The organism is Pseudomonas sp. NPDC089752 (assembly GCF_044748725.1).
Taxonomy (GTDB): Bacteria; Pseudomonadota; Gammaproteobacteria; order Pseudomonadales; family Pseudomonadaceae; genus Aquipseudomonas.
Genome location: NZ_JBIVGP010000008.1, coordinates 190,182 through 209,345 on the forward strand (window position 1 = coordinate 190,182; position 19,164 = coordinate 209,345).

At 55.6% G+C, this 19,164-nt stretch carries 17 protein-coding genes; 11 read left to right on the plus strand and 6 right to left on the minus strand.

The features are described from left to right. The first annotated feature begins 22 nt into the window (after nucleotides 1-22). Nucleotides 23-190: a hypothetical protein gene (locus ACIPZF_RS15610; protein ID WP_400800948.1), complete on the plus strand. Its 168-nt coding sequence runs from the start codon at nucleotides 23-25 to the stop codon at nucleotides 188-190. 732 nt (nucleotides 191-922) lie between these two features. Beyond that, nucleotides 923-1,717, plus strand: coding sequence for a hypothetical protein (locus ACIPZF_RS15615; RefSeq protein ID WP_400800951.1), 795 nt, complete (start codon nucleotides 923-925; stop codon nucleotides 1,715-1,717). A 433-nt stretch (nucleotides 1,718-2,150) separates the two neighbouring features. Here the strand turns inward: ACIPZF_RS15615 and ACIPZF_RS15620 are convergent, their stop codons facing one another. Next, nucleotides 2,151-2,318, minus strand: coding sequence for a hypothetical protein (locus ACIPZF_RS15620; protein ID WP_400800954.1), 168 nt, complete (start codon nucleotides 2,316-2,318; stop codon nucleotides 2,151-2,153). A gap of 234 nt (nucleotides 2,319-2,552) precedes the next feature. On the opposite strand from ACIPZF_RS15620, the gene ACIPZF_RS15625 reads away from it, so the two are divergent. From ACIPZF_RS15625 to ACIPZF_RS15660, 8 genes are all read left to right on the plus strand, one after another. After that, nucleotides 2,553-3,200 carry an HAD family hydrolase gene (locus tag ACIPZF_RS15625; protein WP_400800957.1) on the plus strand — a complete coding sequence of 216 codons (648 nt, stop codon included), beginning with the start codon at nucleotides 2,553-2,555 and terminating at the stop codon, nucleotides 3,198-3,200. A 525-nt stretch (nucleotides 3,201-3,725) separates the two neighbouring features. Further along, nucleotides 3,726-4,040, plus strand: a complete 315-nt coding sequence (locus ACIPZF_RS15630) for a hypothetical protein (RefSeq protein ID WP_400800960.1) — start codon at nucleotides 3,726-3,728, stop codon at nucleotides 4,038-4,040. Nucleotides 4,041-4,158: 118 nt separating this feature from the next. Continuing rightward, nucleotides 4,159-4,776: an exonuclease domain-containing protein gene (locus ACIPZF_RS15635; protein WP_400800962.1), complete on the plus strand. Its 618-nt coding sequence runs from the start codon at nucleotides 4,159-4,161 to the stop codon at nucleotides 4,774-4,776. A 148-nt stretch (nucleotides 4,777-4,924) separates the two neighbouring features. Further along, a complete protein-coding gene (locus ACIPZF_RS15640; protein ID WP_400800964.1) occupies nucleotides 4,925-5,947 on the plus strand; it encodes an AraC family transcriptional regulator in 1,023 nt (340 codons plus the stop codon). A gap of 323 nt (nucleotides 5,948-6,270) precedes the next feature. Beyond that, a complete protein-coding gene (locus ACIPZF_RS15645; protein ID WP_400800966.1) occupies nucleotides 6,271-7,626 on the plus strand; it encodes an MFS transporter in 1,356 nt (451 codons plus the stop codon). Nucleotides 7,627-7,662: 36 nt separating this feature from the next. After that, a complete protein-coding gene (locus ACIPZF_RS15650; RefSeq protein ID WP_400800968.1) occupies nucleotides 7,663-8,409 on the plus strand; it encodes a nitroreductase in 747 nt (248 codons plus the stop codon). Nucleotides 8,410-8,411: 2 nt separating this feature from the next. After that, complete coding sequence (locus tag ACIPZF_RS15655) at nucleotides 8,412-10,058, plus strand: AMP-binding protein (RefSeq protein ID WP_400801252.1); 1,647 nt, start codon at nucleotides 8,412-8,414, stop codon at nucleotides 10,056-10,058. A gap of 74 nt (nucleotides 10,059-10,132) precedes the next feature. Next, nucleotides 10,133-11,407 carry an OprD family porin gene (locus ACIPZF_RS15660; RefSeq protein ID WP_400800970.1) on the plus strand — a complete coding sequence of 425 codons (1,275 nt, stop codon included), beginning with the start codon at nucleotides 10,133-10,135 and terminating at the stop codon, nucleotides 11,405-11,407. 171 nt (nucleotides 11,408-11,578) lie between these two features. Here the strand turns inward: ACIPZF_RS15660 and qatD are convergent, their stop codons facing one another. The 4 genes from qatD to ACIPZF_RS15680 are packed head-to-tail and all read right to left on the minus strand — an operon-like array spanning nucleotide 11,579 to nucleotide 16,363. Then, nucleotides 11,579-12,319: a Qat anti-phage system TatD family nuclease QatD gene (qatD, locus tag ACIPZF_RS15665; protein ID WP_400800972.1), complete on the minus strand. Its 741-nt coding sequence runs from the start codon at nucleotides 12,317-12,319 to the stop codon at nucleotides 11,579-11,581. Further along, nucleotides 12,319-13,584: a Qat anti-phage system QueC-like protein QatC gene (qatC, locus tag ACIPZF_RS15670; RefSeq protein WP_400800974.1), complete on the minus strand. Its 1,266-nt coding sequence runs from the start codon at nucleotides 13,582-13,584 to the stop codon at nucleotides 12,319-12,321. The genes qatD and qatC overlap by 1 nt, the downstream gene beginning before the upstream one ends. Further along, nucleotides 13,581-14,414, minus strand: coding sequence for a hypothetical protein (locus ACIPZF_RS15675; protein ID WP_400800976.1), 834 nt, complete (start codon nucleotides 14,412-14,414; stop codon nucleotides 13,581-13,583). Before ACIPZF_RS15675 ends, qatC begins: the two co-directional genes overlap by 4 nt. Beyond that, entirely contained in the window at nucleotides 14,414-16,363 is a 1,950-nt protein-coding gene (locus tag ACIPZF_RS15680) for a P-loop NTPase fold protein (RefSeq protein WP_400800978.1), read from the minus strand. Before ACIPZF_RS15680 ends, ACIPZF_RS15675 begins: the two co-directional genes overlap by 1 nt. Before the next feature lie 339 nt (nucleotides 16,364-16,702). Between ACIPZF_RS15680 and ACIPZF_RS15685 the strand changes: the two genes are divergently transcribed. Further along, entirely contained in the window at nucleotides 16,703-17,119 is a 417-nt protein-coding gene (locus tag ACIPZF_RS15685) for a helix-turn-helix domain-containing protein (RefSeq protein ID WP_400800979.1), read from the plus strand. A 67-nt stretch (nucleotides 17,120-17,186) separates the two neighbouring features. Here the strand turns inward: ACIPZF_RS15685 and ACIPZF_RS15690 are convergent, their stop codons facing one another. Further along, nucleotides 17,187-19,109: a Tat pathway signal sequence domain protein gene (locus ACIPZF_RS15690; protein ID WP_400800981.1), complete on the minus strand. Its 1,923-nt coding sequence runs from the start codon at nucleotides 19,107-19,109 to the stop codon at nucleotides 17,187-17,189. Nucleotides 19,110-19,164: the final 55 nt, after the last annotated feature.

Here is a 19,164-nt window from a genome sequence, read left to right on the forward strand (position 1 = left end):
AGCGAATACCTGGAGGGTTTAGATGTTTATTGAGTTTGACCTCAACCGCAACGATTTTGATGCCTTGATGCGGCATTGCCTAACGTACAGGCCGGAAACCGGGGATGCCCGTGAAGACCAACGCTTGCTCGATGCGCTTGAAACGCTGTTGGAAGCCATGCAGGTGTCAGATCCGTCCCCTGACAGCTGAAGGCTAAGAGTCCTGTCGCTGGCCACAGTACATCCGACCCTGAGCCTTCTGTTTAAGCTTGGAGGGTCTCGAACCAGCCAGTGTGAAGCGCCGATTCGCGAGCACGAAGCGCTCACCAGCAGTGTCACAGGCATCAGCCCAAGGCGTCCAAACATGCCCCAAACAGGGAAAAAGCGTGACGCGCATCACATTTATAAAATAAGTGCCCCCCCTCCCCCCTTGAAAAACTTCAAGCGAGACGGAGCTTTTATATTTGAGGGCAAAGAAAAAGCGGTGGTTCAAGCATCTCCCCCGTTAGTTGCTTGATACGACGGTTTCTCGGGCGGCTTCCGCCCTTGCTTCTACTGCCTTTCTGGCTTTGACGACGGGCCATTGAGATGGCACAGAGTGGGTGGTAGAGAGGGTCGCCCTACTTTGGCGGCTTTGCCGCCACCTTCTCTTTGCTTCCAAAGAAAGCTCTTCACTTCCAAAAAAATGGATGGATGGCACCTGCGGTGGCGATTTGCAGGTACTCGTACGCCCGGAGTTTATGGCTTGCCAGGCCCTGCCCAGGTGGCCCTGTGTTCAGGGCGATTGACCCTGGCGCGCTGTACGAGATCCATGGCGCAGACGTCTATGTGGACGCCAGCTCAGGCTGGGATATCGAGACGCGGATGGATTATGTACGCTGAGCAGACCTCAGATCTGCCCAGAAAATCGTGTGTCTTCAAAATGAGCCTGCAGGGAGGCAATTTGGCCAAGCTCGACTTTATTTTCAGTGTTCATATGTGTGCCCTCAGCGAGGCCATTTCTGTCATGCGAATGCTCGCAGAGCAGGCAGAAAAAAATGTGGCGCTTGCACTCAAGGAAGCTGACGATTTGATAAAGGAGCATGAGCACGAAGAAGAAGCGTACGATCAGCACGGTGAAAGCTACGTGCGGCAACGGACTTTCTACTCCTGCGGCTCTTCTATCGGATATGACTCTGACGAAGTGCTATTGACCTACAAATTCATGATCACCCAACTCACGCGACGCTCAGCATTTCTTACGATGTTTGGATTGTTCGAGCACCGTATGAGTCAATGCCTGGTGTTTATGCTTGAACTGACTGGATTTGAGGGAAAGCTCAAGGGTATGGGGCCAATAGAAAAGGCCCACGATATGCTGAAAAAGGTCATTGGTGGCAAAGGCATCACAGACCTGGATCATCTGACTGTTATCAGGAACGTAATGGCTCACAGCGACGGCACCGCTAAGGGCTACAGGGAAATAAGCACGCGCATTGGTAAAAAGAGCACTTGGGAAAAAAGGGTCTTGTCAGCCATTCGCAAAACCGAGGGGGTGTCGGTCAACTTTCTTGACGGTGTCCTGATGGACGAACGCTTTTTGGAGTATGCCGTCGGCGATTTTCAAAGGTACGTGGGAGAAATGGAGGCGGCAGTGCAGCGATATCATGCAAAATATGGGAGTAAATCAAGTAAAAACCGGCGCAAGGGGTGGCTGAGAAGGATAAAAGAGCATTGGTTTGTCAAAATGTTCGCCTAGTACTTCTCGAACCTGTCGAATGCCCCTGCAGAATAAATAATGCCATCGATCGGAGGGCGCGCCTCGAACCTCGGTCTGAGGTGTTCATGGTCACGCCCCGATCCGACTTACGCTACGAATGATCTGATGCGAAACGCGAGAAGCGTTGTTGCTATCACACCCGCACATTGAGACCAAAAAGGCTCGAGCCAGGCGTAGGTATCCTCGTCAAGCCAAACGCTGAACGCAGGCATGAGTGCGATCCAGGAGAGCCCCAGGCACACTGGCCAGCTGTAGCTGAGGCCCACGCCGAGTAGCCCTCGGCCCAGGCAGTATCCAAAGACCCAGGCCAGACCCAGCCTCCCCAGGACAACGCCGGTCGTGGCGATGTCCAGATGTACCTGTGCAGCCAAGGTGACCACGGCACAGAAACACAAAACCAGGGCCAAACAGATCAAGATCCCGGCAGACGAGCTGCTGCTGTAACTTCCACGCATTGTTGTACCTCACTGATGAACGGTGATGTATCAATGCCCTGAAGCTGTTTTGATTTCAACTCAACTTCAAGCGTTTTCTCCCAGGTCTCCTGAAACCGCTTGATGCCGGTGCCCTTGCGGGGCATCCGCTCTAGCCGCTGTCTCTCATGCCCCCTGCCTGGTGCTGGCCGTCTGAAGGCGTGTCATGGATCGGGCACCGATTCCGTGATCGCGGCGGTCAGACCTGCCCGTCGGCAGGCACTCGGTTGAATGCTTCGTTAAAACGCTGACGACTTCACTTTCCCGTTACAATCGGAGCAGTTTTGCTGCGCCGTGTGCGTACGGATATACCAGCCGAATGAGGAGCAAGCGAAGTACCCATGAAAATCCAAGGCATTATTTTCGACTGTGATGGGACGCTGGTGGATAGTGAACGTCTCGCAGCTCAGCTACTGAGTCAGCTGCTGGGCCAGCAGAGTGTTGAGATGTCCCCCGCCGATGTTCTTCATCGATTCCGTGGCGTCCAGTTTCAAAGCTTCGTGGACGGTCTCTGTGATCAGTACCCTGCGTTATCTGCCGAGACGCTTATTACGGGCTTTCGAGCACTCAGCATCCCACTGTTTGAAGCCAGCCTGGATCCCATGCCAGGCGCACTCGCATTTGTGGAGGCGCTGACAATTCCGGCGTGCGTGGCCTCGAACGGCCCTCGGATCAAGATCGAAACCTGCCTCAAGTCCGTCGGCCTCTACAACACCTTTAAGCACTTGATCGTGAGTGCCTACGAGGTGCAAGCCTGGAAGCCAGATCCACAGATCATGCTGCATGCAGCGGACAAGCTACGGTTGCCGGCGAACCAATGCCTGGTGGTAGAGGACAGCTTGTCAGGCGTTGAAGCGGGCCTGCTCGCCGGCTGCGTTGTTGCGGGCTTTGGCGATACAGATTTTGGCAAATTCGCAGATGAGGACAATTTCCACCCATGCCCTGACTACCGCGCACTGGATCTACTGGTGAACCGGCTGATCGCCTAGAAGATCGGGGTGAGTGATTCCATCCCGATCACATTGTGGGGACGTTTCTTTCACTCATTTTTTACGATCTCTCGCAGAGACTAGCGCCCTCCCTACGTAATAGACCTCGCCCGCCTCGCAGCGGGCATTCTTTTGCCTGCGATCTCATATATGCTTTCATGAGCGCAACGCCTCACCCGTTACGGCTCTTGCAAAAAGCTGCCGCCTTTCTCCCGCAGAAGCTCAACCAATGCAACACCGGCGGGAGGTAAAGTGGTGAGGCCCTGCCCCATCACCTACCCTCGCAGCGCCAGCAACCACGATGCTGGGTACAGCTCGCCTTCTGGTTCCAGCCGCGTTGCTCCGGTCGAGCAGCAGCACGTTGGCGACCTGCCTGGAAGATCTCATCACCAGCCGAGTTGGCTGACATCGAATCCCAAGGCCCAGTTCTCTTCCTCATAGAACGTGGCCTCTATGTACAAGCGTATGAGTGGCTTGGATGTAAGGAATGAGGGACAATTGATGCCCTATTCAGGGAGAAAGCGCGTGCATTCACAGCCACTCACACCGAGAGAGGTGTACCAGGTTCTGCGTGATATTGCGCTGGGGCAGCAAGCCATGCGACGCCTGGGTGATTTGGGCTGGACTCAAACGCAGACCGGGCTCATGACGGTCGAGGTCAATGGCTGGGTTCTGACCTTCTCCAACGACGGTATCAAGCTGGACTACTGCAATAGCTGCTACAGCCCCGATGGACGTGAGTACATCTTCGACTCCTCTCAGCGTTTCGGTACCGATCCTCTGGAGTTGCTCAGTACCTGGGAACACGGTCAGCTCCAGACGCTGCTGTCGTCACTCTAAGTTTGCGATGGTCTACCCTGCTGAGGCTCTGAGTCCACCTGCCCATGCGTGCTGAAATTGCCCCAGGGGCCGGTAACTCGCTAGCCTGAAGACAACCGACCGCTTGAGCACCGTGCCCATGTCCAACCAGCAGCCTCAGATTATTCAGCTCAGTCTCAGCCAGTACCGTTATCTCTATTGCGTTGACCTTGAAGCGACCTGCGATGACCTGATGCCGGGCGAGTCCTCGCGAGGGCTTGTTGTTACCCCAGAGGAGATGGAAACCATCGAGCTCGGATTGGTCGTGATTGATCAACGAGAGCGGCGCGTTGTGGACAGCTTCCAGAGCTTCGTTCGCCCTCGCCTGCACCCCCGACTCACACCCTTCTGCAGGCAGCTCACGACCATCGAACAATGCGAGATTGATTCTGCTCCTGGCTTTGTCGACGCCATGCAGCGGCTCAATGATTTCGCGAGCGGTTATGCCGGCGCTGCCTGGCTGTCTTGGGGTAAGTACGATGCTGTTCAGATACGCCGCGATGGAGCCATCAATCAAGCCAGCAGCCTGCTCGAAACCATCCCCCACTTCAACGTGAAGGACTGGTTCGAGCAAGTGTTTGGAGAGCGGCCTGGTGGTCTCAAGCCTACTGTTGAGCAGCTCGGGCTAGCATGGGACGGAATCTATCATCGCGGGATCGATGATGCGAAAAACGTGGCAGCTGTGGTGCTCCAGCTGCTTGCCAGCCCCACCAGGTGATACTCACCTAGGCGTATCTTCACTGGCATAGCCGAGGCCGTAGAGTTCTTGGAAATCTGCGGCAATACAGGCAGATCAGGGGTATGGTCGTCTTGGAATATCATCGGTGACTGTTCGGCCTCACATGATGGGGATTAGGAGAAAAAGAGTGTCGACTCCAGATAAAGGAACTACGTCGATAGGACTAGTCCATGAGGCCTTGAAGGGCGCAATCCAGCGAGGCATCGACATTTCCTCCGCGCTTCAGCGCGCTCAAATAGATCCTTCTCTGTTAAGTTCCCCACAAGCACGGGTGACCGCTGAAAGTTTTTCCAAACTATGGATTGCCCTCGCAGACCTACTCGACGATGAGTTTTTCGGCATTGATAGCCATCCGATGCGCCGGGGTACCTTCAAGCTCATGTGCCAGGCAGCCTTAAGCTGCGAAACCCTTGGGCAGGCGCTGCGTCGCATTCTGGCGTTCCTGCGGATCGTCCTCGACGATGTCTACGGAGAGTTGGTTTACGAAGGTGATAGGGCGTTGATCATCATCCACGACCATGGCGTGGAACGACGCCTTTTTTGCTACGGCACATGGTTGATCCTGGTGCATGGCTTACTGTGCTGGCTAGGGAACAGGCGGATCCCTATTGAGGCATTGTGCTTACGCCCAGACAAGCCGGCGGACAGTAGCGACTACCGAATTCGCTTCTGCGAGGACATCCAGTTCCGTGCTCCGATATCCAGTGCCAGTGTCAAGCGAAGCTACCTGGAACTCAAAGTGGCACAGGCACCGTCTTCATTGCATGCGTTCTTGAAGGAATCTCCGGGTGGGCTGCTTGTTCAGTACCGCAACCACGGCAGCGTGAGCAGTAAGATTCGCAAGCGTTTGAGAGATCTGAGCCCTGATGAATGGCCTGAACTCGATAGCCTGGCTCAACAGCTGAGGGTTTCCTATTCCACATTGCAGCGTCGCATGCAGGCTGAGGGTGTCAGCTACCAGAGATTGAAAGACAACCTTCGACGCGATATAGCCATCGATCTATTGAGTCGAGCGGACATAACTGTCACTGATGTGGCCGTTTGCACTGGCTTTCAGGAAACCAGTGCATTCCATCGGGCGTTCAAGAAATGGACGGGCGTAAGCCCGGGTGCTTACCGGCGATCCAGCGTCGACCCCTCAGAATCCTGATTTACCCTCCCTCCTGATCAAGCTTGAGCGATCCCTCTGCCAGGGTGAGCTCTCGCGCACACCGCGTTTTGCCACCTGCTCATTACGTCAGAACTGAGTTAACCCACGAATGCCCAGAACGGTCACGCACAACGATGTCTGGGGGCATGGGCTGACGGCGCTGACAATCCTACGATAGCCCGCAAGTAGACCAGGGCGTCCAGCGAGATCGTCGAATATATGCGTTCCAACGTGGATGCCTAACTCGCCTGGAAAGCTGGTCGAGCCTGCTCTCTTAACCATGTGCACTTCACTAACAACAACAAGATTGAAGGAGACACACAATGCAGACGGTCAACGTCTATACGCTCGCGAGCGAGTCGAAATTCAACCGATTCCATGGACTCATACTCTTTTGGTGCGTGCTGATACTCGTCATTGACGGCTATGACTTGGCGATCGTGGGGGCTGCACTTCCAGCGATCATGCAAGATATGAACATCGATCCTACAAGCGCGGGCATTATGGCCGGGTCTGCGCTATTCGGAACGATGCTCGGAGCTATCTTTCTCGGCACGCTTGCTGATCGCGTGGGCCGACCCAAAATGATTGCCTTTTGCGTAGCTCTGTTCAGCCTCTTTACCGCAGGGGCTGGCTTCACCAGCGACCCGGTGAGCTTCAGCATAATGCGCTTCATTGCGGGACTGGGCATCGGCGGTGTGCTGCCTGTCTGTACGGCACAAATGGGTGAGTTCTCACCGATCAAGCTGCGTACCCGCCTGGTCACTCTGGTTTTCGCGGGTTACTCCGTCGGCGGGATCTTGGTTGCGGTCACATCCAAGCAATTGATCGAGAGTCACGGCTGGCAATCAGTGTTCTACGCCGCAGCACTACCGGTTCTCTTGATTCCTTTCATTCTGAAGACGATGCCCAACTCCTTCGGCTACATGCTCAAGCATGCCGATCAAGACAAGCTGCGTGAAGTTGCGCGGCGAATTCAGCCTCAGCTGGATCTCGGGGTGTCAGTCCAGATTACCGGCAACCCAGCGGTGCTTGGGAAACAGGAAGCTCCCGTGCGTAATCTATTCAAGGACGGTCGAGGGTTCAGCACCCTGATGATCTGGGTGGCATTCATGACAGGGTTGTTCATGGTGTATGCGCTCAACTCCTGGCTGACCAAACTCATGGCAATGGCAGGATTCAGCTTAGGCTCAGCCCTGAATTTTGTGATCGTCTTCAACGTCGGTGCCATCGCTGGCGCACTGGGTGGTGGCTGGTTGAGCGACAGACTCAATATCAAGTACGTCTTGGTCAGTTTTTACATCGTCGGCGCCATTGCCTTGACCATGATGGGATACACACGCTCCACCGCACTGCTCTACGCCGTTGTATTCGTGGTCGGAGCATCAACGCTGGGGACGCAACTGCTGGCTTATGCATATGCCGGTGATTTCTACCCTTCCACCATACGTTCTGCCGGAGTTGGATTTGCCTCAGGGGTCGGAAGAATCGGTGCGATAGCTGCTCCGGTACTCATTGGGTGGTTGGTCTCCATGAACCTGCCCTTGGAACGCAATTTCCTGGCTATCAGCTTGGCGGGTTTAATGGGAGCGTTTGCAGTCACCTTGATTAACCAAGCCTGTGCTGATTCATCTCATGCTAGGAAGCACGCTGCGTTGCCCGTCGATTCAGGCAACTAGCTTCGCCTCGAGACCCAACTCAAAGAGTTTTCTGAAATGACAATTTCCCGCTTAGCACAGCCGTCGCTGCCTTCAGAAACGCTCTGTGAGGCGGTCGATTGGGCGATTATGTCGAGGCGCAGTATTCGGGCATTCCTGCCTGATGAGGTTTCCCATAAGGAAATTGAAGCAGTGCTGAATGTTGCACGCTTCAGTGCGACGGGCGTGAACATGCAGCCCTGGCATGTTCATGTAGTGACCGGGGATACGAAGCGCAAGCTGTCACAGGCCATCGAACTACTCGATAACAACCCGGCGGTCAGTGAGCATTTAAGCGACCCTTATGATTATTACCCACGGGAATGGGTCAGCCCCTACATTGACCGCAGGCGCAAGGTCGGCTGGGATTTGTACGGCCTTCTAGGGATTTCGAAGGCTGACAAGCAAGGGATGCATCAACAGCACGGTCGTAACTACCGCTTCTTTGATGCACCGGTAGGGATGATCTTCACCATCGACCGCGTTCTGCAGGTAGGTAGCCTTCTTGATTATGGGATGTTCCTGCAGAGCCTGATGGTCGCAGCGCGAGGTCGAGGACTGCATACCTGTCCCCAGGCCGCGTTTCTGAAATACCACAAAATCATTTCTGAAGTGCTGGAGATTCCCGATCACCAGATGCTCGTCTGTGGGATGAGCCTCGGTTACGCCAATGAGCGTTGTGTAGAGAACAGCTTAGTCACCGATCGTGAGCCCGTCAGTGCGTTCACCACGTTTCACAACAATAAGAAGGAGACAACGCTATGACGATGAGTGCCTATCAATGCGGATTAAACCGTACCGCTGCAAACCATCTGCCACTGACACCGCTTGGGTTTCTCGACCGTGCTGCACTCGTTCATCCTGAGCGTGTCGCCTTGATTCACGGGGAGTTCCAACAAACTTGGAGGGAAACCAGAGACCGCTGCTACAGGCTCGCATCTGCTCTGTGGCGCCGGGGGTTGGGGAAAGGAGATACCGTTTCCATCATTGCTCCAAATACCCCGGCGATGCTTGAAGCCCACTTTGGCGTTCCGCTTGCCGGTGCGGTACTGAACTCCATCAACTACCGGCTGGACGCAGAGGGTGTTGCTTTCATCCTCCGTCATAGCGAATGTAAGCTACTCCTGGTCGATCGTGAATTTGCGGCTTTGACGGAAGCGGCCCTCAATCTGCTGGCGAAGAAACCTGACGTCATTGATATCAACGATCTTTTGGCACCTGCAGGCCCTGCTATAGGTCTATGCGATTATGAAGAGCTGATTGGCACGGGTGAGCCTGCATTTGAGGGGGTTTGGCCCGAAGACGAGTGGGAGCCTATCGCCCTCAATTACACTTCGGGCACGACAGGCGATCCCAAAGGCGTAGTTGCCAGCCATCGTGGCACGTACCTGATGAGCATGCTGCAGATGACCAATTGGCCTCTGACTCGTGCTCCAAGGTACCTCTGGACGCTTCCGATGTTTCACGCCAACGGTTGGTGCTTCACATGGGCAATTACCGCTGCCACAGGTACCCACGTTTGTCTGCGCAAGGTTTCAGCGGAAACTGTCTTCGATGCCATTGAGCGCCACGGCGTTGACCATTTCTGCGCTGCCCCGATCGTAATGGCGATGATTGCAAATTCGGCCAACCCTCCAGCACTCGAGAAAACCGTACGCGTGCTCACCGCTGGATCTCCCCCACCCGCTTCGGTTTTGAAGGCTGTTCTCGCTCTCGGTTTTGAGGTGGATCATGTCTACGGAATCACAGAGGTATGCGGCACTCCAGTCAGTTGTGAATGGCAGGAGTCTTGGGATGGTCTTCCTGAGGCGGAGCAGGGTTTGCTGAGGGTGCGCCAAGGTGCGCGGGCTGCTGCATTCGAGCAAATGATTGTGGCTGATCCTGACACATTCGTACCGGTACCGCGCGATGGTGTCACGACAGGTGAGCTGCTCATGCGTGGCAATACTGTCATGAAAGGCTACTTCAAAAATCATGCGTCCACGGAGAAAGCGTTCGCTGGAGGCTGGTTCCATACGGGTGATGTTGCGGTCGTCCACGAGAACGGGTACATCCAGATCACTGATCGGTGCAAAGACGTGATCATCTCCGGGGGGGAGAACATTTCCTCCATTGAAATCGAGGAAGTAATCCACGAGCACCCTGCCGTTCTCCACGCAGCGGTCGTTGCTCAGCCCGATGAGAAATGGGGAGAAGTACCCTGCGCTTTTGTTGAGCTAAAGCCAGGTACTAACGCACCAGCGGAAGAAGAGATCCTCGCGCTCTGCCTCGAACGCCTGGCCCGTTTCAAATGCCCGCGTCGCGTCATTTTTGACGAACTTCCTAAAACCGCCACTGGGAAAATTCAGAAGTTTATTTTGCGTGAGCGTGCTGGCAGTCGCGATGCGATTGTTCGGTTAGCATCAGGCTGCTGACGCCAGTCACATAGAGGCTTGAACAATACCGTAGCTCTCACGGGATTGCGATGTTGTGCACACAATAAAAATAAATGGTGATTATTATGCTCAAAAATATTACCAGATCGGCTGCAATTATATTTATATCTTCACAAAGCCCCCTAGTGCTCGCTGATTTCATCAAGGATTCAAAGGGCACCCTCGAGCTAAGAAATTTCTATTACAACAGAAATTTTCGTAACGATGGTGCTTCGCAATCGAAACGGGATGAGTGGGGGCAAGGCTTCATACTTAACCTACAGTCTGGATTTACTGAAGGTACTGTAGGGTTCGGCCTCGATGCGCAAGGACTTTTGGGGATTAAGCTCGATTCCAGCCCCGACCGTACGGGTTCTGGTGTGCTGGCATTCGACTCGGAGCGCAACGTCGAGAATGAATACGGCAAGGTCGCCTTCACCGCAAAAGCGCGCATGGCTAAAAGTGAGCTCCGAATCGGTGGCTTGAGTCCACTGATGCCCCTGCTGTGGAGTAACAACAGCCGTCTGTTGCCTCAAGTTTTCAGGGGCGGATCACTGGTTTCCAATGATCTTGAGGCATTGACGGTGTCCGCCTACAGGATCAACGCGGTCAAGCAACGCAACTCAACAGATTTTGAAAAGTTGACAGCGTTTGGCTACAAACCTATAGAGGCTGACCACTTCAGTTATCTGGCGCTTGATTTCAAGGTTCTTCCTACACTCACTGTTAGTGCTCACGCTTCAGAGCTAGAGAATCTCTATCGCACCCACTTCTTTGGATTCAAGCTGAATCAGCCTTTGGGCGCAGGAGTCGCGATCGCTGATCTGCGTTATTTCGACTCAGAAGAGACTGGCGACAAAGATCTAGGCGAAGTTGATAACCGGACGTTCAGCAGCTATTTAGCTTACAGTTTTAGCGGCCACACGCTTGGTGGTGGCTTTCAAAAGGCGTGGGGTGATACGTCGTTCGCCATGGTGAATGGTGCAGATACCTACTTATTTGCCGAGTCCCTTGTCAGTACTTTTACAGCTCCCCAAGAAAGGGTCTGGTTCGCTCGCTATGATTACAATTTCGTCGCTATGGGCCTTCCGGGCTTAACCCTCGTCCTTAAATATGCGAAGGGTGAGGACGTCGATCCAACTCTTCTCACCACCCGCCAAGCTGCAGGCCTTCGGGCTGTCGGCGAAGATGGTAAAGAATGGGAGCGAGTGACTGACCTTACGTATGTTGTGCAGAGTGGCCCAGTCAAAGGCCTGTCAGTGCAGTGGCGCAATGCTACGAATCGCTCCACCTATGCCGACAGTGCCGATGAAAACCGCTTCATTGTGCGCTATACAATGGCCTTCTAATCGGCGCTGCTTCGATTATGGCCCTATCGCCAGTGCTGACCTAAAAGGGAAGCCTGGCCTTTTCCTGCGCGATGATCTTGGCCCTTCTGTTTGGCTCGGTTTGGTTGCTCCATGCATCCATCCTAAATTCACCGCCCACCTGGTCAACCTGTACGGGCTTCATGGCTCGGATCAACCCTGTGCCCGAATCAGACCAAGAAGCCGACGAGAATTCGACTCCAGAATATGCATGGCGTCTGCAGGGGTGATGTCCCATGCCCTTCCCAGTAACTGTGCGGTGTGACCTGCACTCCACGGCATGACACTGGCGCCATCTATCTGAGCAAAAGGCCCATCGCTTTCTGGGACGACCCGATCGCGCGGGAGTTTCTTGGCCAAGGACTGCCCCGCTGCCGAGTTGAAGGCTGCTGGGCCAATGCTGAACCAGCAGTCTTGTGCTACTGCAGCCTTGAGCTCCGTGGCTGTTCCAGTGAACCAGTGCAGCACAGCAGTACCGTAGCCCGGATGATCGTGCAAAACCGCCAGCACATCCTTCACGGCCTGACGCGAATGGATGCTCAGTACTCGACCGCCGAGTGCTGCGCACTGAGCCACGACGGCAACGAACACCCTGCGCTGCACGTCGTAACTCGCTTGAAAGCGCTTGGAACCATCCAGGCCGACCTCGCCCACTGCCGTCACCTGTCTGATCTGCTCAAGCAGCATGTCGAGCTCAGCGTGACGGGCTCCAACGATCTCCGGGTGCAGTCCGGGAGTGATCAGCACCTTGTCGCTACCACCCAGCACTCTGCACGTCGCGGTGAACGCTCGGGGGCTGGTGGTGACAAGCCACGTGAACTCGTTCCTGTCCTGTGCCTGCGCGTAAACGTCCCGGGCATTGGAGTACAAGTCGAGGTGGCAGTGGAAATCCATCAAAGTACGCCGTCCCCAGTCAACAAAGCTTCAAGTTCTTGAATGCCATTCGTGAGCACTGAGCGATACTGCGCGCGCTCATCAACTGGAGCGAACGCGAGCGAGGCGCCCAAGAATCTGTCGATACCCTTAGACCGGGTCGTCAAGACAGCCTGTGCCACAGCCATTGGATCATCCGGGCCGCTGGACTTGTCGCTTCCCACCAGGCTGGGATACACATACTGGGTTGCGTCATCACCTCCCGTCCATGCGGTGAACGCGGCGCGACGAATCATACAAGGTACGCAGCGCCCGCAGTGCGTGCGATTATAAGTGCGGAAACGCCCACAGCTGGTTGTCTGCCAGGCCAATTGCCGCAGACGCACCGGATCAAGGCAGTCGTTCATCATTTCACCCTTGGTCTTGAACCGGTAGGGTAGTTCCAGCTGCACACGCACTCCTACACCGTCCAGCACCTGCTGGAGCTTGGCTATGAACAAAGGGTGCGTCGTGCGGGTGCTCAAGCTCGATACGCGCCCGGGGACAAGGGGCGGATTCACGCAGATGAACCCGTTCTCAGGAATGAACAATGTGGGGCGAGGGGCGGCCAATCGCGACGTGGCTAATACGGCGAACGCGTAGAACGCCAACGATCGGGCGCGCGTTGAAGGCTCTTTAGAGCCCTTGAAGCTGATGCCGTGACTCCACTGATAGTGGGCCCCATCCCCGCCTAGCAGCTGAGCGTAATCGCGCTGGCGCTGCGAGTCCTCATGCGCCAGTTGCGAGACAAACAAGGGGCGCCGCCCTTGAGCGACCAGGTCGAGCCCACCGATCAAGCTATCGAGGCCTCCCGACAGCAACGACACGCAGTCCTGAGGTTTGGCAACGAATTTTCCTTCCGGTGGCGGCATGCCAGCCCCGGTGAAGATCAGCGTCCAGTAATCCCCGGTCAATACCTTGAGCAGCTGTTCCAACTCGGCTCTGTAAGGTTCCCATCGCAGTGGTTCATGCAAGCCGACGCTGAGCTCAATGGTACGCGTCCAACCATCGGCGCTAGTCTTGCGCAACCCACACAGATCGGTTGCGCACACCGCCAGGCAAAACTGAACAAAATCCCAGGTCGCCGGGCTTGGCCGGAAGCCTTTCCGCTTGAGAGACCCATGCCAGCCCTTGGCAATGGTACCAACACCCTCTCGCCGGGCGGACTTAAAGTACGAAAAGGCGCGCTCGCCCGGTTGAAGTTCAGCGGGCAGCTGGTCAGCTCTGGCGCAAATTACCTTGATCATTCTGCAAAGACCTCCAGCGCGCCCTGGAGGACTGTTTGCGCCAGGGTTTGGCAATCCAATCGTTGGCCTGCTAGTCCTTCCATGATCCGCTCTACCTCACCGTGTACCCATTCCTGAACATCATTTCTAAGCTCTTGCACTTGAAGGGGCGAATACTTCAGTTTTTCGTAGGTCTGGCCTAGTTGCTCGTCGAGTCGGTTGCACACAGCGTTACCGATTGTGAAACCGATGACCGAGTTGATCTGGTCATCGGTGAGGACGAAAACATCGACGTCCGGATCTTTTTGGTACAGCAAGGCCATCGCGTCCGACCCTGCGTTGCGCAGCGACTCATCATCGATGCTCCCGGTGTCAGGCATGACTTCCTTAATGAGCTCCAGCACCAGGTCTTCTGCCGAAAGATTCTGGCCACGCACGCGCTGCAGCCAGTCGATCGCTTGCTGGGTGCTGCCATCTCGGACGGCTTCGAGGAACTTGCCCAAACGGCCGGCGCCCTGAGCAACCCCGCGCATTGTTCGCGCAGCTCGAGCCGAACCGCCCATCCCCTTATTGATCATGCTGCTGGCGGCACCACGGAGCGCGTCTCTGCCACCACCCGATAGGTACTTACCCAGCTTGGCGCGAGCCGGCATGAACCGGCGATCAGGCGCTACATCACACTCCTGGCCAGCCTCGGTATTATCGTCTTGGCCACCAGGCGTGTCCTCGGTGCCTTCGGTTTCCGTTGTGCCATCTCCGGGCCCTGCCCCCGCGCCCTCCCCTTGATCCAGCCACTCTGGATCGAAGGGTGAGCCTGCTTTACCACCACTGCTCGAAGTTGAGGTACCCATCAGCTTGCATTCCTTAGCGCCCGATCGATTGCATTCTTCGTATTCCCCGCGACTTCTGAATTCTCCTTCCAGGCCTTGAGAACATCTGTGGCCCAGGATTGGTTGGCAAGTGAGGGAATGATCCCCGGCCCTACCGATTTCGCTGGAGCTTGGGCCAGTAAGACAGCGGCGCGTTTACCCAGGGATGTGTGCACCTTGCAGGGTTCAATTAGCATGACCATCTCGGTCTTATTCTTCCAAGAGCGGGAGGTGACGGTGCCCTGCCAAGCCTTCACCATGGCGAGCTCAGCCTGCGTGGTATCCAAGGCTCGGATGGCCTGGGTCAGTGGATCGTTACCGCTGGAGGCTTTCTTCAGCATGTCCCGAAGCTGTCGCGAAGCAGGCGTCATGTTGTCATCCCCGAAGTCTCGGGTAGCCGAGTCGCGACTCAGGTGAAGCAATGGACGCAAGTCTCTGGATCCCAGCGCAGGGGCTAGCTGCAGCCACTCCCTCACAAAAAACTCATCCGGGAAGTTCTCAGGGAGCCCTGCTCCGCTGGCGGCAAGAGACTCAGCCTCTAGAAGGATGGATACCTGGCCGTCATTGTCCGAAGTCACCAGTGAGGACAGCGTTTTGGCGAGGTCTTCGTTACACCGCTCAAGCAGGTGCCATTTGGCCAACGCAGGGACATCTAGCTTGATTCCCTGAGGCGCCGCCAGCGACTGACGCAGGAATACGGTATTCAAGAACCGCTTCATCAGTCGCGGGTTAGCACTGATGGCGGTGGAGTTGAACATGAGTGGCGCCAGCCCCTCGGCAAGCTGCATAAGCTCCTGAAGTCTGAGATCACCATCGACGAGCTCAAACAGGAATTCGGTGGTGATCGTCTCGCCCTGCCAACTCTGACTCAGCCTTTTGGGGATGAGCAGTTTGGCATCCTCAAACTTGTCTTGCGCGAACGCTCCAGCTCTGGCCTCGCGCTCCAGCAAGAGCAGTACCAAGTAGGCCTTGGCCTCATTCACGCCAAGACGAGGTACGTGCAGAGGTACCTGAATAAGCTTATCGAAGTAGTTGGTCGCGATGTCGTCGTTGATATCGGTTCCTTCGAAGTGCTTCTTGACCGCACCGCGAATGAAGTCATTGTCGGCAGCGATCACGAATGCCGTACGCTTGAGGAACAGCAGAAGGCGGATCGATTCCAACGTCGAGATGGCCGTTTCAGGAAGGCACCTGTCGAGGTCATCGACAAATACTACCAAGGTCACCCCGAGCTCACCGAGCAGCTGCTGCAGCGCATCGCGGAACGCCTGGATCTCGTTCGGCAGAGACATGGGATTGGCCGGGTTCAAGATGCCAAGCGATTTGAGACCAAAGTAATCTGCAGCCCCATCGTCATCACTGCCGTCGGCGTCGGCACCTTTTGCCCCTGCCGCCTGGTCGTCTCCAGCATCTCCTGCTGAGGATTTGAACCAGCCCATGGCTTTGACGACTGCCTTACCCACCGAGCCTATGGGCAGCCCGGTCTTGATGGTGAGCGCGGCCTCAGTGCTGACCTGTACAAGCTTCAGCAAATTGATCCTGCGCATCAGGTCGACAGCTTTGTTCCACAGTGTCTTGTCACCTTTGGCGAGATTGAGCACCTCATCGCCAACGATCTGCAGTAAGGCGCTGCGAGCGCTCTCGAAATCTTGATAAAGCCAGGGGTTGAATGTGATAACAACGTAACGGGTGTCCTGTGCGCTATCTGCGGAACCCGTTTGGGGGGCGGTAGAAGGTGTCGCGCTAACAGCGGGCAGGTCGGCCAAGCGTGAGGCAATCATCTTCACCAAGGAGGATTTACCCGCGCCCCAGCCACCTGACACGCCGATTGAGATGGGCTCGCCGGCACTTTGTTTCAGAAGACTCGCGCACGCATCTGCGACCACCCCAAAATTTAGGTAATCCGTCGTGGTTTCGTTGTCGTGCCACATGAGCTAAATCCATTTTCTGAGGCGATCGAACCGTCGGCTACGCGGATCCATCGCGATAAGAGGCAAGGCCCGGATTGTAGGCAAGTAGATAGCCATGTGCCATACGCTTGCTGCATCCAGTAAGGTCTTGCAATGAAAAAGCGAGGTTGATGGGTACCGTCACTGAACTTCTTTGTGTGATAGAGGGAGGTTGCTCGAACCGGAGCCCCTAGACTGGCTGAGCCAGGGGTGTTCGAAAAGCACCCAGGGTACAAATGTACTCCAGTGTGCGCGCACCTTATGATGCCGATAGAATCCTACGGATGACCTCGGCCAGAAATATCATTTCAGGAAGGATTGATGTCACTTAAATCGTCATTTGCGAGTGTGTTGCGGGCGGTACGAAGCACGCGCAATCTCAGCCAGCGTGGGTTTGGTGATGTAACGAGTCGCACCTACCTGTCCAAGCTCGAGACCGGGAAATCAAGCATTACCCTGGACAAGCTCGATCAGCTAAGCCAGCGCCTTGAACTAAGCCCACTCACCCTCCTCACACTGACGCTGAGCGAGAGCACCGGTCAGCCGGCGCAAGAGCTGATCGTCAAGTTAAGGTCGGAGTTGGAAGACCTCCACCAGAATGGTGGGCTGTCCGAGTTACGTGCCCCTGCGTGGGAGTGCCCGGTAGCCAGGCCCGACTCATTGCCTGCTCGCAAACGGCACAGGGCCCAGAGCTCTCCCTCCTCGACCCTGCAGGCTGAGTTGGCGTTCATGGATTGATGCGCCACACAAGCGCACGATCTGAGCGGGCGCGGGCGTACAACTTACCCACGCCGTTACGCAGGGGCTATTCGACGACGACCCTCAGGCGCGCCAGGTTTTTTACTCGACCGAATTCAGATTGTGGGAGACCTTCGCGTTGAGAGGTAACGCGGAGCACGGGGTAATAGACACCGGGCTTGGAGTAGGTGAAGGTTTTCTGGAGCGTCAGGCCAACAAGTGGCTGCGTTGGCATTTGCGCACTGACAAAATCGTCCCTTCCGGACGCACTCCATTCTGCTTGCACAACCTTTCCGGCGCCAGGCGGGACAGAGATGTGGCCCACAAGTGTAACGGGTGAGTTGACGGCGACCGTTATCCGGTCTCCGCTGCTCGAGGTGAGCTCAACGACTGGTTGAATACCCCGCCTATCAGCCGCTGCCCTGGGTAGCCTCACCTGCCCATCGGCTACCTTGTACTCAGTCGATACGGGTGGAGCTATGCCTCTTTCTGCCCAGGCACTCACATCCCGCACTGCCTGTTCCAAAATACCGTTGTAGTCGATGAGCCTGACGACCTGGCTTTGGGCTGCACCGTAACCTATGACACTCCCGTCCAGATGGTCAGCGTTGTCGTTCAGCCAGACACGGACATTGTCTTTGTAGTGACTTCCCTGATGTTGCTTCAGCCGCTGGGCGTACCAGTCAGCATGCCAAGGGTATGCATCGACATCCAGCGCGTTGGAGATCACGATCATCTTGGCGTGAATTTGGCCAGTGTGCGTCCCTCCTCCGCTGACATTCGTACTGATGAGTTTGCCCGCCAGCACCTGCCTCTGCGGATACAGGGGTGATCCATCCGATTTCAGGAATTGATCCCACTCCGTGAACCCTCCTGATGTTGGGATCTGGTGACGATGATAAGTAGTTAGCGCTATGGGCCAACGGTTGCTGACGTGTACTCTCGAGGTTTCTTTGAGCGAATCCAGTGCTACCCGGTCATTTTCGGGGGCAAGGGTCAGAATGCCAGTGGCCGGGTCGAGTGCCCCCTCCAATTTCACAGGTGTTGAATGACCCGGATTGTCGAGTGAAAACTCCAGCCACTGAGCATTCTTGGTGGCAGGTACATTGGCAAGATGAATACGGATCGGTCGATCCGCCTCACCACGATCGATCGCTGTAATAGAGAGGGTCTGATCAACCTTCGCTTCACGGACAAGCTTGCCGAGCGGCGAGTCTTCTGTTCCCAGATAGCCTGGCTTGCTCCAGAAATCGTCAGCGTACGTGGGATCGATACCTTTCACGGTGCTGGCAAAGCCCATCAACCCCTTAGGATCATTGAGCCCCAGCAGGTAGGCGTAATTATCCCACCCCCTGACCGGTACCCCCATGGCGGTCACCTCTCTGAACGCTGCTGCCTCAGTGGTATCGAGGCCTACATACGGGTCGCCACTGCCGCCCGGGCTCATTGCATCGGCAATACCGATGGCTTTATCGCCCAGGACAAGGCGTGCGAAGGCGCGCACAAAGAAGTTAGTGGGGATGGATGTCGGTAGGCCGATCACAAACGGGACGGCACCATCCCATACGCCCGATGAGTTTTCTACTGCAGCGATGGTTTGATAAGAGCCTCCACTGCCGCCGTAAATGTAACCATAGATGCGCGGCTCATGAGTCTGGTAGTAATCTCTGGCTATGACCTTTGAGAACTTGGCCGCCGCAGCGTTAGCTCTGTAACCTGACGGTGAAATTGTTTCAACCGTATACGCCCCACTCTCAGTATTAAACTTTAAGATCTGATCGGTGGGGACGCCAGCACCCAAAGGGTATACCTTTTGGAAGAAGCGTCCTTGCCACTGGGATTTAGGTGGGAAGTAGAAGCTGAACTTTGCGTCCGTACCTTCAAAATGGCCAGAAACACGATGAAGCGGGATGGGTGACTGCAAATCCTCCCGGCTATCAATGACCGGTTTGGCGAAGTCGGGATCCGTACAGTCTGCCGTGACGAACATCGGAGAGCCCCGGGTGGCGCCGCATGTGGCCTGAGCTGCGAGCGCGGTCGAAGAC

Bases quoted from the DNA above. Each gene is read 5' to 3' on its own strand.
- ACIPZF_RS15610 (WP_400800948.1), top strand. From the start codon at position 23: ATGTTTATTGAGTTTGACCTCAACCGCAACGATTTTGATGCCTTGATG.
- ACIPZF_RS15620 (WP_400800954.1), bottom strand. From the start codon at position 2,318: ATGCCCCGCAAGGGCACCGGCATCAAGCGGTTTCAGGAGACCTGGGAG.
- ACIPZF_RS15625 (WP_400800957.1), top strand. From the start codon at position 2,553: ATGAAAATCCAAGGCATTATTTTCGACTGTGATGGGACGCTGGTGGAT.
- ACIPZF_RS15635 (WP_400800962.1), top strand. From the start codon at position 4,159: ATGTCCAACCAGCAGCCTCAGATTATTCAGCTCAGTCTCAGCCAGTAC.
- ACIPZF_RS15645 (WP_400800966.1), top strand. From the start codon at position 6,271: ATGCAGACGGTCAACGTCTATACGCTCGCGAGCGAGTCGAAATTCAAC.
- ACIPZF_RS15650 (WP_400800968.1), top strand. From the start codon at position 7,663: ATGACAATTTCCCGCTTAGCACAGCCGTCGCTGCCTTCAGAAACGCTC.
- ACIPZF_RS15655 (WP_400801252.1), top strand. From the start codon at position 8,412: ATGAGTGCCTATCAATGCGGATTAAACCGTACCGCTGCAAACCATCTG.
- ACIPZF_RS15660 (WP_400800970.1), top strand. From the start codon at position 10,133: ATGGTGATTATTATGCTCAAAAATATTACCAGATCGGCTGCAATTATA.
- qatD (WP_400800972.1), bottom strand. From the start codon at position 12,319: ATGGATTTCCACTGCCACCTCGACTTGTACTCCAATGCCCGGGACGTT.
- qatC (WP_400800974.1), bottom strand. From the start codon at position 13,584: ATGATCAAGGTAATTTGCGCCAGAGCTGACCAGCTGCCCGCTGAACTT.
- ACIPZF_RS15675 (WP_400800976.1), bottom strand. From the start codon at position 14,414: ATGGGTACCTCAACTTCGAGCAGTGGTGGTAAAGCAGGCTCACCCTTC.
- ACIPZF_RS15680 (WP_400800978.1), bottom strand. From the start codon at position 16,363: ATGTGGCACGACAACGAAACCACGACGGATTACCTAAATTTTGGGGTG.
- ACIPZF_RS15685 (WP_400800979.1), top strand. From the start codon at position 16,703: ATGTCACTTAAATCGTCATTTGCGAGTGTGTTGCGGGCGGTACGAAGC.
- ACIPZF_RS15690 (WP_400800981.1), bottom strand. From the start codon at position 19,109: ATGTTCGTCACGGCAGACTGTACGGATCCCGACTTCGCCAAACCGGTC.